General features: G+C 62.6%; 12 protein-coding genes. 5 read left to right on the forward strand and 7 right to left on the reverse strand.

Features of this window, described 5'->3' with window-relative positions:
- Positions 1-88: 88 nt before the first annotated feature.
- Positions 89-1,714, reverse strand: a complete 1,626-nt coding sequence (locus NGJ21_RS18660; RefSeq protein ID WP_046784459.1) for an ABC transporter substrate-binding protein — start codon at positions 1,712-1,714, stop codon at positions 89-91.
- Between the two features lie 309 nt (positions 1,715-2,023).
- On the reverse strand, positions 2,024-2,740 hold the full coding sequence (locus NGJ21_RS18665; protein WP_046784458.1) for an SIMPL domain-containing protein: 717 nt from the start codon (positions 2,738-2,740) through the stop codon (positions 2,024-2,026).
- Positions 2,741-2,942: 202 nt separating this feature from the next.
- On the opposite strand from NGJ21_RS18665, the gene NGJ21_RS18670 reads away from it, so the two are divergent.
- The 4 genes from NGJ21_RS18670 (at position 2,943) to NGJ21_RS18685 (ending at position 7,318) form a co-directional block, all read left to right on the forward strand.
- Entirely contained in the window at positions 2,943-4,199 is a 1,257-nt protein-coding gene (locus tag NGJ21_RS18670) for an ATP-binding protein (protein WP_046784457.1), read from the forward strand.
- Positions 4,199-4,759: a response regulator transcription factor gene (locus NGJ21_RS18675; protein ID WP_039604181.1), complete on the forward strand. Its 561-nt coding sequence runs from the start codon at positions 4,199-4,201 to the stop codon at positions 4,757-4,759. Before NGJ21_RS18670 ends, NGJ21_RS18675 begins: the two co-directional genes overlap by 1 nt.
- A gap of 207 nt (positions 4,760-4,966) precedes the next feature.
- The gene (locus NGJ21_RS18680) at positions 4,967-5,908 is read left to right on the forward strand and encodes an AEC family transporter (protein WP_046784456.1); all 942 of its coding nucleotides are present in this window, start codon (positions 4,967-4,969) and stop codon (positions 5,906-5,908) included.
- 54 nt (positions 5,909-5,962) lie between these two features.
- Positions 5,963-7,318 (forward strand): amino acid permease, encoded by a 1,356-nt coding sequence (locus tag NGJ21_RS18685; RefSeq protein WP_046784455.1) that lies wholly within the window; start codon positions 5,963-5,965, stop codon positions 7,316-7,318.
- Positions 7,319-7,393: 75 nt separating this feature from the next.
- Here NGJ21_RS18685 and NGJ21_RS18690 read toward each other — a convergent pair whose 3' ends face one another.
- The 5 genes from NGJ21_RS18690 to gatC form a co-directional block, all read right to left on the reverse strand.
- The gene (locus NGJ21_RS18690) at positions 7,394-8,437 is read right to left on the reverse strand and encodes a calcium/sodium antiporter (protein ID WP_046784454.1); all 1,044 of its coding nucleotides are present in this window, start codon (positions 8,435-8,437) and stop codon (positions 7,394-7,396) included.
- Between the two features lie 60 nt (positions 8,438-8,497).
- Positions 8,498-8,872, reverse strand: coding sequence for a septal ring lytic transglycosylase RlpA family protein (locus NGJ21_RS18695; protein WP_115275495.1), 375 nt, complete (start codon positions 8,870-8,872; stop codon positions 8,498-8,500).
- Between the two features lie 165 nt (positions 8,873-9,037).
- Positions 9,038-10,483: an Asp-tRNA(Asn)/Glu-tRNA(Gln) amidotransferase subunit GatB gene (gatB, locus tag NGJ21_RS18700; RefSeq protein WP_039603446.1), complete on the reverse strand. Its 1,446-nt coding sequence runs from the start codon at positions 10,481-10,483 to the stop codon at positions 9,038-9,040.
- A gap of 11 nt (positions 10,484-10,494) precedes the next feature.
- Positions 10,495-11,946 (reverse strand): Asp-tRNA(Asn)/Glu-tRNA(Gln) amidotransferase subunit GatA, encoded by a 1,452-nt coding sequence (gene gatA, locus NGJ21_RS18705; protein WP_115273939.1) that lies wholly within the window; start codon positions 11,944-11,946, stop codon positions 10,495-10,497.
- 15 nt (positions 11,947-11,961) lie between these two features.
- Positions 11,962-12,249 (reverse strand): Asp-tRNA(Asn)/Glu-tRNA(Gln) amidotransferase subunit GatC, encoded by a 288-nt coding sequence (gene gatC, locus NGJ21_RS18710; protein ID WP_012316094.1) that lies wholly within the window; start codon positions 12,247-12,249, stop codon positions 11,962-11,964.
- Between the two features lie 204 nt (positions 12,250-12,453).
- Between gatC and mreB the strand changes: the two genes are divergently transcribed.
- A complete protein-coding gene (gene mreB, locus NGJ21_RS18715) occupies positions 12,454-13,491 on the forward strand; it encodes a rod shape-determining protein MreB (protein WP_003255163.1) in 1,038 nt (345 codons plus the stop codon).
- The last annotated feature ends 42 nt before the right edge of the window (positions 13,492-13,533 follow it).

Below are 13,533 nucleotides of genomic sequence, written 5' to 3' on the forward strand. Positions count from 1 at the left end.
GGCAACAGGGCCCCCAACCCCGGCGCGGGTAGCGCCGGGGGGAGTTCGAAGGGTGGAAGTGGGCGAGGGGTGGTGCGTGTGCCCGGTGCTATTTCTCCACACTGACGCCGTAGAAGGAGTTCAGTGCGAACGGGCTGATCTTGAAGCCCTTCACCTTGGCACTCATCGGCTGGTAGACCGTGGAGTGGGCGATTGGCGTGATCGGTACCTGATCTTTGAGGATATGCTGCGCCTGTTTATACAGCTCGGTGCGCTTGGCCTGGTCGGAAGTGGCCTTGGCCTGCTTGATCAGGTCGTCGTAGGGCTTGTAGCACCACTTGGAGAAGTTGTTGCCCTCGATGGCATCACAGCCATACAGGGTGCCTAGCCAGTTGTCCGGGTCACCGTTGTCGCCGCTCCAGCCGATCAGCATGGCGCCTTGTTCGCCGCCTTTGGAACGTTTGATGTACTCGCCCCACTCGTAACTTACGATTTTCGCCTTGATGCCGACCTTGCCCCAGTCAGCCTGCAGCATCTCGGCCATCAGCTTGGCGTTGGGGTTGTACGGGCGTTGCACCGGCATGGCCCACAGGGTGATTTCGGTGCCTTCCTTGATCCCGGCTTCCTTGAGCAGTTGCTTGGCCTTTTCCGGGTCGTACGGCACATCCTTGATGCTTTCGTCGTAGGACCACTGGGTCGGCGGCATGGCATTGACGGCGAGCTGGCCGGCGCCCTGGTAGACCGATTCGATGATCTTCTGCTTGTCGACGGCCATGTCCAGTGCCTGGCGCACCTTCAGTTGAGCCAACGGGTTGGGTTGGTCACTGCCCTTGAGCTTGTCCATCACGTTGTAGGCGATGTAGCCCAGGTTGAAACCGGCCTGGTGCGGCATCTGCAGCTTGTCGTTGGCCTTGAGCGGCTCGATATCGGCAGGGCGCGGGAACAAGGTCACCTGGCACTCGTTCTTCTTCAGCTTCTGCATGCGCACCGAGGCGTCGGTGGTGATGGCGAAGATCAGGTTGTCGATCTTCACGTCCTCGGGTTTCCAGTAATCCTTGTTGCCCTTGAAGCGGATCTGGGCGTCCTTCTGGTACTTGCTGAACACGAACGGGCCGGTGCCGATCGGTTTCTGGTTGATGTCTGCAGCCTTGCCTTCTTTGAGCAACTGGTCGGCGTACTCGGCCGACTGCACGGAGGCAAAGCTCATCGCCAGGTTCTGGATGAACGCGGCGTCCACCTGGTTGAGGGTGAACCTGACGGTGTGCTCGTCGAGCTTCTCCACCTTGGCGATGTTGTTGTCCATGCCCATGTCGGTGAAGTAGGGGAACTCAGTGGGGTAGGCCTTACGGAACGGGTGATTCTTGTCGAGCATGCGGTTGAAGGTGAACAGCACGTCGTCTGCGTTGAATTCGCGGCTTGGCTTGAAGTAATCGGTGGTGTGGAACTTGACCCCTTCGCGCAGGTGGAAGGTGTAGGTCTTGCCGTCGTCGGACACCTCCCATTTGGTCGCCAGGCCGGGGATAACGGCGGTGCCGCCACGTTCGAACTGGGTCAGGCGGTTGAACACGGTCTCGGCCGAGGCGTCGAAGTCGGTTCCGGTGGTGTATTGCCCCGGGTCGAAGCCGGCGGGGCTGCCTTCGGAGCAGAACACCAGGTTGGACGCGGCGTGGGCAAGCGGAGCGCCGGTCAGCAAGCCTGCGCCGAGCAGGAACGGAATGACTGCGTGTTTGAGCATGGTGGCCTCATTGTTGTCATTTTTCTGATTCGAGGTGGCCTCGTGAGCCGACCTGCGGATACTTATGCAGGGTGTGTTCCCAATGCAACACTGCGAAGGATAGTTGGCGTCAGAAAAGTAGTACGGGCGTACATGGATGTCGCATATGTATAAATTTCGAGGGAGTTGAACGTTTGCGAGGGCAAAATGATGGCTTTTTGCGGGATGTTTCGCGGGAGGGAATTTGTAGGAAGCACTATTTGAGTGCGTAGGAAATGTCTCTATTTGTGCTGCTGGGGCGCAATGCGCCCCTTGTATCGCCTGCGTTGATCAAGGCATCTGCACTTCGATCAGGCCGTCTGCGTTCATGCTGACTTCGCTGGTACCCGCCTCGATATCCGGCGCCGGTGCTGCTTCGTCGGCACCCATGGCTTTCATGGCCATTGGCGCGCTGCGCAGATAGGGGCGTGGGTAGCCGCTGCTGTTGAGGTTCAGGCTGACCACTTTATAGCCCTTGCCACCCAGGGCTTCGGTGGCCAGTTGCGCACGGGCCTTGAAGGCATTGACCGCATCCTTGAGCAAGGCGTCTTCGCTGGCCTTGCGCGTGGCCGGGGCGATGGAGAAATCCATGCCGCCCATCTTCAGGTCTTGCAGCAGGTCGGCACTGAGCTGAGAGAGGGCCGGGAAGTCGGCGCTTTCCAGGCGCACTTCGGCACGCTCGCGCCAGCCGGTGATCTTCTGCCCCTTGCTGTCGTAGACCGGGTAGCTGTTGCGGCTGCCCTGGCTGATTTTCACGTCCTTGACCTGGCGGGCCTGCTGCACGGCCTTGTTCATGGTTTCGGTGATCTGTTTGGCAAGCTTGCCCGGGTCGGTGTTCTGCGCTTCGCTATAAAGGGTCACGACCATCAGGTCGCGGGGCACTTCCTTGCTGACTTCTGCACGCAGCGATATCTGGTTGTAGCGCGGCTCATCAGCCGCCAGCGCCGGCAGGCTGGCGAGCAGGCCGCAGGACAGGATCAGGGCAGCGCCGCGACGAGGGTTAGGCATGTGATACTCCTTGGCAATGAAAGGCGTGGGTTCTGGCCATCCATCCCACGCATGGCCCATCAGACCGGGATCAGTGTAGTGGGTTCAAAAGTGCCATCATGAAGCTGTGACAAACTGTGGCGCTTTGCCGCATCGCTGCAGCTGGGCGCGCGCCTTCGGTATACTCCAGCCGATTGTCCTGGAGCACTCATCAGGAGAGCTCATGCTCGCCGCCGCACAACCGCTGTCCGCTACCCGCCAGAACCTCTGGCGCCTGACTGTCATTCGCGTTCTGGTCCTGGCCGCTCAGGCAGGCTCGGTGGGCGTTGCCTACTGGACCGAACTGCTGCCGCTGCCGTGGTTTTCCCTGGCCGCGACCCTGGCTCTGTCGTCCCTGCTGTGCGCCTTCACCGCGTTGCGCTTGCGCCTGTCGCTGCCGGTCACCGAACTGGAATACGCGCTGCAACTGGCCTGCGACCTGCTGATCCACAGCGCGCTGCTTTATTACTCGGGCGGCTCGACCAACCCCTTCGTTTCCTATTACCTGGTGCCGCTGGCCATTGCCGCCGTGACCTTGCCCTGGCTCTACTCGCTGATCCTGTCGGGTATCGCCCTGACCGCCTACAGCCTGTTGCTGGTCCAGTTCTACCCGCTTGAAGGCCTGCCGATGGCGCGGGACAAGATGCAGGTCTACGGCATGTGGTTGAGCATCGCGCTGGCGGCTGCGGTGATCACCTTCTTCGCCGCGCGCATGGCCGAAGAGCTGCGCCGCCAGGAAAAACTGCGCTCCGAACGGCGCGAAGAAAGCCTGCGCGACGAACAATTGTTGGCCGTGGCCACCCAGGCCGCGGGTGCCGCCCATGAGCTGGGCACGCCGCTGGCGACCATGAGCGTGCTGCTCAACGAAATGCGCCAGGACCACGCCGACCCGCTGTTGCAGGAGGACCTGCAGATCCTTCAGGACCAGGTCAAGCTGTGCAAGGAAACCCTGCAGCAACTGGTGCGTGCCGCTGAAGCCAATCGCCGCCTGGCGATGGTGGAGCAGGACGTGACCGAGTGGCTCGATGAGGCGCTGAACCGTTGGCACCTGATGCGTCCGGAAGCCAGCTACCGCTTCCAGCGTCTGCGCGACGGCCAGGTGCCCCGCCTGACCCCGCCACCGGACCTGACCCAGGCGCTGCTGAACTTGTTGAACAATGCCGCCGATGCGTGCCCTGACGACCTGGAGGTACGCCTGGACTGGGACGCCCAGGACATCGTCATCAGCATCCGCGACCATGGCCCCGGCGTGCCGCCGGCCATTGCCGAAGCAATCGGCAAACCCTTCATTACCACCAAAGGCAAAGGCTTCGGCCTGGGCCTGTTCTTGAGCAAAGCCAGCGTGACCCGTGCGGGCGGTTCGGTGAAACTCTATAGTCATGAGCAGGGTGGCACCCTGACCGAACTGCGCCTGCCCCATGGCAAGCGAGGAGATGAATGATGAGCGAAGAAAACCAGGTCGAAAGCGAAGAGCTGCCGCACCTGCTGCTGGTGGATGACGATGCCACCTTCACGCGGGTCATGGCCCGTGCCATGAGCCGTCGCGGTTTCCGCGTGAGCACTGCAAGCTCCGCCGAGGAAGGCCTGGTCCTGGCGCAGAATGATCTGCCGGACTACGCCACGCTGGACTTGAAAATGGAGGGCGACTCCGGCCTGGTGCTGCTGCCCAAGCTGCTGGAGCTGGACCCGGAAATGCGCGTGGTGATCCTCACCGGCTACTCGAGCATTGCCACGGCGGTCGAGGCGGTCAAGCGCGGGGCGTGCAACTACCTGTGCAAACCGGCCGATGCCGACGATGTGCTGGCGGCACTGCTCTCGGAGCATACGGACCTGGATACGTTGGTGCCGGAAAACCCCATGTCGGTGGACCGCTTGCAGTGGGAGCACATCCAGCGCGTGCTCAGCGAGCACGAGGGCAATATCTCCGCTACCGCGCGGGCGCTGGGCATGCACCGGCGCACGTTGCAGCGCAAGCTGCAGAAACGGCCTGTGCGGCGCTGAACTTATCCTGGCAGTACCGGCCCTATCGCCGGCAAGCCGGCCCACAGGTGCTCCACAGTATTCAGGCTTGATGGGGACCAGTGGGAGCCGGCTTGCCGGCGATAGGGCCTAACAGAAATTTCTTTATATTGCGGCTGATCCCCGCAACTCCTGACGCGTTGGCGTATCATTAGCCCCCTAACGGCAACCCTTCAGGATCGCTAGCGCATGCTCGCCCTTCTTATCCAGACGCTGAACATCACGGCGCCCGTCTTCGCCATGCTGTTCCTGGGCGTGCTGCTCAAACGCATTCACCTGATCGACGACAATTTCAACCGGGTTGCCTCGCAACTGGTGTTCAACGTCTGCATGCCTGCGCTGTTGTTCCTCGGCATCTACCATGCCGACCTGGCAACGGCGATCAAACCGGGTGTCATCCTCTATTTCGTCGCTGCCACCCTGGTCGGCTTCGCCGTGGCCTGGGGCCTGGCAATCTGGCGCAGCCCGCTGGCCGACCGCGGCATCTACACCCAGGGTGCGTTTCGCGGCAACAACGGCGTGATCGGCCTGGCCCTGGCCGCCAGCCTTTACGGGGACTACGGTATCTCGCTGGGGGCAGTGCTCGCAGGCCTGGTGATCCTCCTGTACAACTCGCTTTCAGCCGTAGTGCTGGCGGTATACAGCCCGGACCTGAAGTCCGACCCGTGGAGCATCTGCAAGAGCATTTTCAGCAACCCGCTGATCATCAGCGTGCTACTGGCCACGCCCATGGCCTACGGGCAGGTACCCCTGCCCAACTGGTTGCTCACCTCGGGCGACTACCTCGCGCAGATGACCCTGCCGCTGGCGCTGATCTGTATCGGTGGCACCCTGTCGCTCAACGCCCTGCGCGACAGCGGCAAGTTGGCCATCGATGCCAGCCTGGTGAAGATGCTCTGGTTGCCGCTGTTCGGCACGCTCGGTGCCTGGCTCTGCGGTTTTCGCGGGGCCGAGCTGGGCATTCTGTTCCTGTACATCGGCAGCCCCACTGCGGCGGCCAGTTACGTCATGGCACGGGCAGCCAACGGCAATCACGAACTGGCGGCATCGATCATCGTGATCACTACGCTAATGGCGGCGATCACCACCAATATTGGTATTTTCATCTTGCAGTGGGGCGGATGGATCTAGATCCTTGACTGCATACCTCAAAAAACACTGCCTCACTGAGCTTAAGGACACTTCATGCAAGACCAGAGCACGCCCGAGCGGTTGCAGCGCGGGCTGAAGAATCGCCATATCCAGCTGATCGCGCTGGGCGGTGCCATCGGTACCGGGTTGTTCCTGGGTATCGCCCAGACCATCCAGCTGGCGGGCCCCTCCGTTTTGCTGGGCTATGCCATCGCTGGCCTGATGGCTTTCTTCATCATGCGCCAGTTGGGCGAAATGGTGGTCGAAGAGCCGGTAGCCGGCAGTTTCAGCCACTTCGCACACCAATACTGGAGTGAGTTCGCAGGCTTCGTCTCGGGCTGGAACTACTGGGTGGTGTATGTGCTCGTGGGTATGGCCGAGCTCACCGCCGTTGGCATCTATGTGCAGTACTGGTGGCCGGAGTTTCCCACCTGGGCCACGGCGGCGATCTTCTTCGTGGTGATCAACCTGATCAACCTGACCCAGGTCAAGGTCTATGGCGAGATGGAGTTCTGGTTCGCCCTGGTCAAGGTGGTGGCCATCGTCAGCATGATCGGTTTCGGCGCGTGGCTGCTGAGCAGTGGCCACGGCGGCCCGGACGCCAGTGTGGCCAACCTGTGGCAATACGGCGGGTTTTTCCCCAATGGCGTCACCGGGCTGGTGATGGCGCTGGCGGTGATCATGTTCTCCTTTGGTGGCCTGGAGCTGGTGGGCATCACGGCCGCCGAAGCGGACAACCCGCGCCAGAGCATTCCCAAGGCAACCAACCAGGTGGTTTACCGTATCCTGATTTTCTACATCGGCGCGCTGGCGGTGCTGTTGTCGCTGTACCCGTGGCAGAAGGTCGTGCAGGGTGGCAGCCCGTTCGTGATGATCTTCCACGAACTGGACAGCGACCTGGTGGCGACCATCCTCAATATCGTGGTGCTGACAGCTGCGCTGTCGGTCTACAACAGTTGCGTGTACGCCAACAGCCGTATGTTGTTCGGCCTGGCCAGCCAGGGCGACGCACCACGCCAGCTGCTCAAGGTCAGCCGCAGCGGTGTGCCACTGACTGCGTTGGGCGTGTCGGCTTTCGCTACGGGCATGTGCGTGGTGATCAACTACCTGATGCCGGGTGATGCATTCGGCCTGCTGATGGCGCTGGCGGTGTCGGCGCTGGTGATCAACTGGGCGAGCATCAGCATTACCCACCTGAAGTTCCGCAAGGCCAAGCTGGCGGCAGGTATCCAGCCGTTCTACCAGAGCTGGGGGCACCCGTTCACCAACTACCTGTGCCTGGCATTTATCGTGCTGATTCTGGTGGTGATGTACCTGACCCCGCCGATTCGTATTTCGGTGATGCTGATACCCGGGTGGATTGCGCTGCTTTGGGTAGCGTTCCGGTTGAAGAAAGCCCGGCAGGCTTGAGTCAGGGTGCATGTCTTGAGTGGTGCGGCGCGCCACCCAAGCCATGCACTTCGTCGCGACACTACCTTCCCGCCGTTAGTGCTGCCGCCGCCAGGCCCTCACAGTGGTGTACAACAGCACCAGGCCGAGCACTGGCAGAACGTAGAAGAGCATCAGCCGTTCCAGGCGGCCGGCCAGCGGCATGCCGATGGTGAACGCCACCACGTGCAGCCCGTAGACCAGGTAAAGGCCAAGTAATACCAACCCTTCGGCCCGGGTAATCCGGTACCCGGAGTAGAACACTGGCAGGCTCAGCGCCGCGACGCCGAGCATTACCGGTAGGTCGAAGCCCAGTGCGTTTGGCGATATGGTCAGCGGCTCGGGTGTAGTCAGTGCGGTCAGGCCTAGCACCGCCAGCAGATTGAACAGGTTGCTGCCGATCACCGTGCCCACGGCGATCTCCCGTTCCCCTCGCAGGGCGGCAATCAGCGCCGCAGCCAGTTCGGGCAGTGACGTGCACACCGCGACAACGGTCAAGCCGATGATGCGTTCAGACAAGCCCAGGTCGGTCGCGACTTCGACCGCCGCTTCCAGCAGCAAGTGGCCGGCCAGGCTGAGCAGGCCGAAGCCGAACGCCACTTGCAGCAGTGTGCCGGTCCAGAAGCGCCCGGCGCTGCTGGCCAGCGCACGCGGTGCAGGGTAAGTGCGGGCATAGTGGCGCGACTGGTGCCAGAGCATGACCAGATACCCCACGAGGCCTGATAGCAGCACCAGCCCTTCCACGCGCCCCAGATGGCCGTTGGCGGCCAGCGCATAGACCAGTGCGCTGGCGAGGATCATCAGTGGAATGTCCAGGCGCACCAGTTGGCGGGACACGCGTAGCGGGATGATCAATGCAGCCAGGCCAAGGATCACCAGAACATTGAAGATGTTACTGCCGATCACGCTGCCCACGGCCACATCGGGCGCGCCCTGATAGGCGGCCTGCAGGCTGACGGTCAGCTGTGGCGCCGTACTGCCGAATGCCACCAGGCTCAGGCCAATGATCAGCGGCCGTACGTGTACACGCTGTGCCAGGCGAAGGGCGGCACGCACCAGCAGTTCGGCGCCGGCCACCAGCAACAGCAAGGCTATGCCCAGTTGCAGGAGGCTGAAGGTGGGGAGGGTGGCCAGGTCGAAAATGGTTGGAACTCCGTTGCGTCAGTCGCTTAGACCTTGTACCCGCACGCGCGCCGTTCCGCTACGGATCATGCCGATTTTTTCTGCTGCAGCGCGCGACAGGTCGATCAGCCGGCCGCGTGTGTGCGGGCCGCGGTCATTGATGCGGACCACCACGCTGCGTTGGTTGGCGAGGTTGGTGACCAGTACCCGGGTGCCGAAGGGCAGGCTGCGATGCGCTGCGGTCAGGCCGTGCTGGTTGAAGGCTTCGCCGCTGGCGGTGCGTTTGCCGTGGTGGCGGGCGCCGTAATAGGAGGCGGTGCCGGTCTGGTTGTAACCACGGGGGTCGATGTCGTGGCTGGCGCAGCCGGCCAACAGGGAAAACAGGGCCAGGGTGGCGATGGATCTTTTTAGCAAGGTGATGCTCCGGTGCTGCCATTGGGCGCGCTTGGCGGCGCGGTGGCTGTAGGAGCCGCCTTGTGTCGCGAAAGGGCCGCAGCGCGGCCCCATGGCTAGGTCACTGCATAAGCCTTTGGGGCTGCTTTGCAGCCCTTTCGCGACACGAGGCCGCTCCTACAAAGCTCACCCTTCGAGCTTGGCCTTGAGCAATTGGTTCACTTGCCCCGGGTTGGCCTTGCCCTTGGAGGCTTTCATCGCCTGGCCGACGAAGAAGCCGAACATCTTGCCGCGCTTGGCTTCATCGGCGGCGCGGTACTGTTCGACCTGCTCGGCGTTGGCAGCAAGCACTTCATCGAGCATCTTGTCGATCGCGCCGGTATCGGTGACCTGTTTCAGGCCTTTGCTCTCGATGATGCTGTCGGCATCGCCTTCACCGGCGGCCATGGCCTCGAACACGGTCTTGGCGATCTTGCCGCTGATGGTGTTGTCGCGGATACGCAGCAGCATGCCACCGAGCTGCTCGGCACTGACCGGTGCCTGGTCGATCTCGATACCCAGCTTGTTCAGCAGGCTGCCCAGTTCGACCATGACCCAGTTGGCTGCCAGTTTGGCGTCGCCGCCAATCTTCACCACCTGCTCGAAGTAGTCCGCCTGCTCACGGCTGGAGGCCAGCACGTTGGCGTCGTAGGCCGACAGGCCATACTGGCTCTGGAAGCGCTCGACTTTCTGCGGTGGCAGCTCCGGCAAACCGGCACGGATGGTTTCGAGGAAACTGTCCTCGATCACCACCGGCAGCAGGTCCGGGTCGGGGAAGTAACGGTAGTCGTTGGCTTCCTCCTTGCTGCGCATGGAGCGGGTCTCGTCCTTGTTCGGGTCGTACAGGCGGGTTTCCTGAACCACCTTGCCGCCATCTTCGATCAGGTCGATCTGGCGCTGGATTTCGCTGTTGATCGCGCGCTCGATGAAGCGGAACGAGTTGACGTTCTTGATCTCGCAGCGGGTGCCGAACTCGGCCTGGCCTTTGGGCCGGATCGAGACGTTGCAGTCGCAGCGCAGCGAGCCTTCAGCCATGTTGCCGTCGCAGATGCCCAGGTAGCGCACCAGCGCGTGGATCGCCTTGACGTAGGCCACGGCCTCCTTGGCGCTGCGCATGTCCGGTTCGGAGACGATTTCCAGCAGCGGGGTGCCGGCACGGTTCAGGTCGATACCGGTGGAGCCGCTGAAGTCTTCGTGCAGGCTCTTGCCAGCGTCTTCTTCCAGGTGCGCGCGGGTTACGCCGATGCGCTTGATGGTGCCGTCTTCCAGGGCGATGTCCAGGTGGCCCTTGCCGACGATCGGCAAGTCCATCTGGCTGATCTGATAGCCCTTGGGCAGGTCGGGGTAGAAGTAGTTCTTGCGCGCGAACACGTTGCGCTTGCCGATCTGGGCATCGATCGCCAGGCCGAACATGCAGGCCATGCGCACGGCTTCCTGGTTCAGCACCGGCAGTACGCCGGGCATGCCAAGGTCAACCAGGCTCGCCTGGGTGTTCGGCTCGGAGCCGAAGGTGGTGGCGCTGCCGGAAAAGATCTTCGACTGGGTGGCCAGCTGGGTATGGATTTCCAGCCCGATCACAACTTCCCATTGCATGTGTGAATTCCTCAGAAGCCGTTGGGGGCGCGGGTGTGCCAGTCGGTGACCTGCTGGTAGCGGTGCGCGACATTGAGCAGGCGGCCTTCCTGGAAGTACGGGGCCAGCAGCTGTACGCCGACCGGCAGGCCATCGACGAAGCCGGCTGGCATCGACAGGCCCGGCAGGCCCGCCAGGTTGGCGGTGATGGTGTAGACGTCTTCAAGGTATGCCGCGACCGGGTCGCTGCTCTTGGCGCCGAGCTTCCAGGCCGGGTTGGGCGTGGTCGGGCCAAGGATCAGGTCGACGCCTTCGAAGGCGGCCATGAAGTCGTTCTTGATCAGGCGGCGGATCTGCTGCGCCTTGACGTAGTAGGCGTCGTAGTAGCCAGCCGACAGGGCGTAGGTGCCGACCATGATGCGGCGCTGGACTTCGGCACCGAAGCCTTCGCCACGGGAGCGCTTGTACAGGTCGGTCAGGTCTTTGGGGGCGTCGCAGCGGTAGCCGAAGCGCACGCCGTCGAATCGCGACAGGTTGGAAGAGGCTTCGGCCGGCGCGATCACGTAGTACGCAGGGATTGCGTGCTGCATGTTCGGCAGGCTGATTTCCTTGACCACTGCGCCGAGCTTTTCCAGCTCCTTGACGCTGGCCTGGACCAGTTCGGCGATGCGCGGGTCGAGGCCGGCGCCGAAGTACTCTTTCGGCAGGCCGATGCGCAGGCCTTGCAGCGAGGCATTCAGGTTGGCGCTGTAGTCCGGCACCGGCTCGTCAATGCTGGTGGAGTCCTTGGCGTCGAAACCGGCCATGCCTTGCAGCAGCAGCGCGCAGTCTTCGGCGGTGCGGGCCAGCGGGCCACCCTGGTCGAGGCTGGAGGCATAGGCGATCATGCCCCAGCGCGAAACGCGACCGTACGTCGGTTTTAGGCCTGTGAGGTTGGTCAGTGCTGCCGGCTGTCGGATCGAGCCGCCGGTATCGGTGCCGGTGGTCGCCGGCAGCAGGCGGGCAGCCACGGCCGCAGCGGAGCCGCCGGACGAGCCGCCTGGCACGTGCTCGAGGTTCCAGGGGTTTTTCACCGCGCCATAGTGGCTGGATTCGTTGGCAGACCCCATGGCGAATTCGTCCATGTTGGTCTTGCCCAGGGTGACCATGCCGGCCTCGGCCAGCTTGGCGACCACGGTGGCGTCATACGGCGCCTTGAAGTTGTCGAGCATCTTCGAGCCGCAGCTGGTGCGTACGCCGTTGGTGCAGAACAGGTCCTTGTGGGCGATAGGGGCGCCCAGCAGTGCGCCGGTCTCACCGGCGGCGCGACGGGCGTCGGCGGCACGGGCCTGGCCCAGGGCCAGCTCCTCGGTGACGCTGATGAAGCTGTTGAGTTGCGGGTCGAGCTGCTGGATGCGCGCCAGCAGGGCGCCGGTCAGCTCTTCGGAGGAAAACGACTTGTCGGCGAGCCCGCGGGCGATCTCGGCCAGGGTCAATTGATGCATGGCAGGCACTATCCCTTACTCGATGACTTTGGGAACCAGGTACAGACCGCTTTCGGTCTTTGGTGCGATGGCTTGGTAGGCATCGCGCTGGTTGCTTTCGGTGACCTGGTCGGGACGCAGGCGCTGGCTGGCCTCCAGGGGGTGGGCCAGGGGCTCGATGCCGGTGGTGTCGACCGCTTGCATCTGGTCGACCAGCCCGAGAATGCTGTTCAGTGCATCGGTAATGCGTGGCAGTTCGCCTTCATTCAGGCCCAGGCGGGCCAGATGGGCGATCTTTTCCACGTCGCAGCGTTCAAGCGCCATGGGTATCTCCAGGGGAAACAAAGAACGGAATAAGGTCCGTGATGAGGAACATGTCGGCATTCTGGCGGTCATACGGCCGCGATCATCTGCTGGCGTGCTCGGAAAAACGACCAATTTAACATATTGGCTCCTTGCCCAAAATCCCTGCCATTGTTAGAGTTTGCCGCACTTTTTTACCCACGCTTTCCCCAGGGTCACTTTCCCATGTTCAAGAAACTGCGTGGCATGTTTTCCAGCGATCTCTCCATCGACCTGGGTACTGCCAACACCCTTATCTACGTGCGTGAGCGCGGTATCGTCCTGAATGAGCCCTCGGTAGTTGCCATCCGTACCCACGGCAACCAGAAAAGCGTCGTCGCCGTCGGTACCGAAGCCAAACGCATGCTGGGCCGTACGCCCGGCAACATTGCTGCCATTCGTCCGATGAAGGACGGCGTCATCGCCGACTTCAGCGTTTGTGAAAAAATGTTGCAGTACTTCATCAACAAGGTTCACGAAAACAGCTTCCTGCAGCCCAGCCCTCGCGTGCTGATCTGCGTGCCGTGCAAGTCGACCCAGGTAGAGCGCCGCGCCATTCGCGAATCGGCTCTGGGTGCCGGTGCCCGTGAAGTGTTCCTGATCGAAGAACCAATGGCCGCTGCCATCGGTGCGGGCCTGCCGGTCGAAGAAGCCCGTGGCTCGATGGTCGTCGATATCGGTGGTGGTACCACTGAAATCGCCCTGATCTCGCTCAATGGCGTGGTCTACGCCGAGTCTGTCCGCGTTGGCGGCGACCGCTTCGACGAGGCCATCGTCACCTATGTGCGCCGCAACTACGGCAGCCTGATCGGCGAATCCACTGCCGAACGCATCAAGCAGGAAATCGGTACCGCCTACCCGGGCGGCGAAGTGCGTGAAGTCGACGTGCGCGGCCGCAACCTGGCCGAAGGCGTGCCACGTGCCTTCACCCTGAACTCCAACGAAGTGCTCGAAGCCCTGCAGGAGTCGCTGGCGACCATCGTTCAGGCCGTCAAGAGCGCCCTGGAGCAGTCTCCGCCGGAGCTGGCCTCCGACATCGCCGAGCGTGGCCTGGTGCTGACCGGTGGTGGCGCGCTGCTGCGCGACCTCGACAAGCTGCTGGCCCAGGAAACCGGCTTGCCGGTGATCGTTGCCGAGGACCCGCTGACCTGCGTGGCCCGTGGCGGCGGTCGTGCACTGGAGATGATGGACAAGCACGCGATGGACCTGCTCTCCAGCGAGTGATCGAGCGCCCGGTTTACAGGTGGCACGCGCAGTGCTACCTGT

The sequence above is a fragment of the Pseudomonas sp. Marseille-Q5299 genome (assembly GCF_943737035.1).
GTDB classification, from domain to species: Bacteria; Pseudomonadota; Gammaproteobacteria; order Pseudomonadales; family Pseudomonadaceae; genus Aquipseudomonas; species Aquipseudomonas putida_E.

Coding starts and splice junctions, on each gene's coding strand:
- NGJ21_RS18660 (WP_046784459.1), bottom strand. CDS start 1,714: ATGCTCAAACACGCAGTCATTCCGTTCCTGCTCGGCGCAGGCTTGCTG.
- NGJ21_RS18665 (WP_046784458.1), bottom strand. CDS start 2,740: ATGCCTAACCCTCGTCGCGGCGCTGCCCTGATCCTGTCCTGCGGCCTG.
- NGJ21_RS18670 (WP_046784457.1), top strand. CDS start 2,943: ATGCTCGCCGCCGCACAACCGCTGTCCGCTACCCGCCAGAACCTCTGG.
- NGJ21_RS18675 (WP_039604181.1), top strand. CDS start 4,199: ATGAGCGAAGAAAACCAGGTCGAAAGCGAAGAGCTGCCGCACCTGCTG.
- NGJ21_RS18680 (WP_046784456.1), top strand. CDS start 4,967: ATGCTCGCCCTTCTTATCCAGACGCTGAACATCACGGCGCCCGTCTTC.
- NGJ21_RS18685 (WP_046784455.1), top strand. CDS start 5,963: ATGCAAGACCAGAGCACGCCCGAGCGGTTGCAGCGCGGGCTGAAGAAT.
- gatB (WP_039603446.1), bottom strand. CDS start 10,483: ATGCAATGGGAAGTTGTGATCGGGCTGGAAATCCATACCCAGCTGGCC.
- gatA (WP_115273939.1), bottom strand. CDS start 11,946: ATGCATCAATTGACCCTGGCCGAGATCGCCCGCGGGCTCGCCGACAAG.
- gatC (WP_012316094.1), bottom strand. CDS start 12,249: ATGGCGCTTGAACGCTGCGACGTGGAAAAGATCGCCCATCTGGCCCGC.
- mreB (WP_003255163.1), top strand. CDS start 12,454: ATGTTCAAGAAACTGCGTGGCATGTTTTCCAGCGATCTCTCCATCGAC.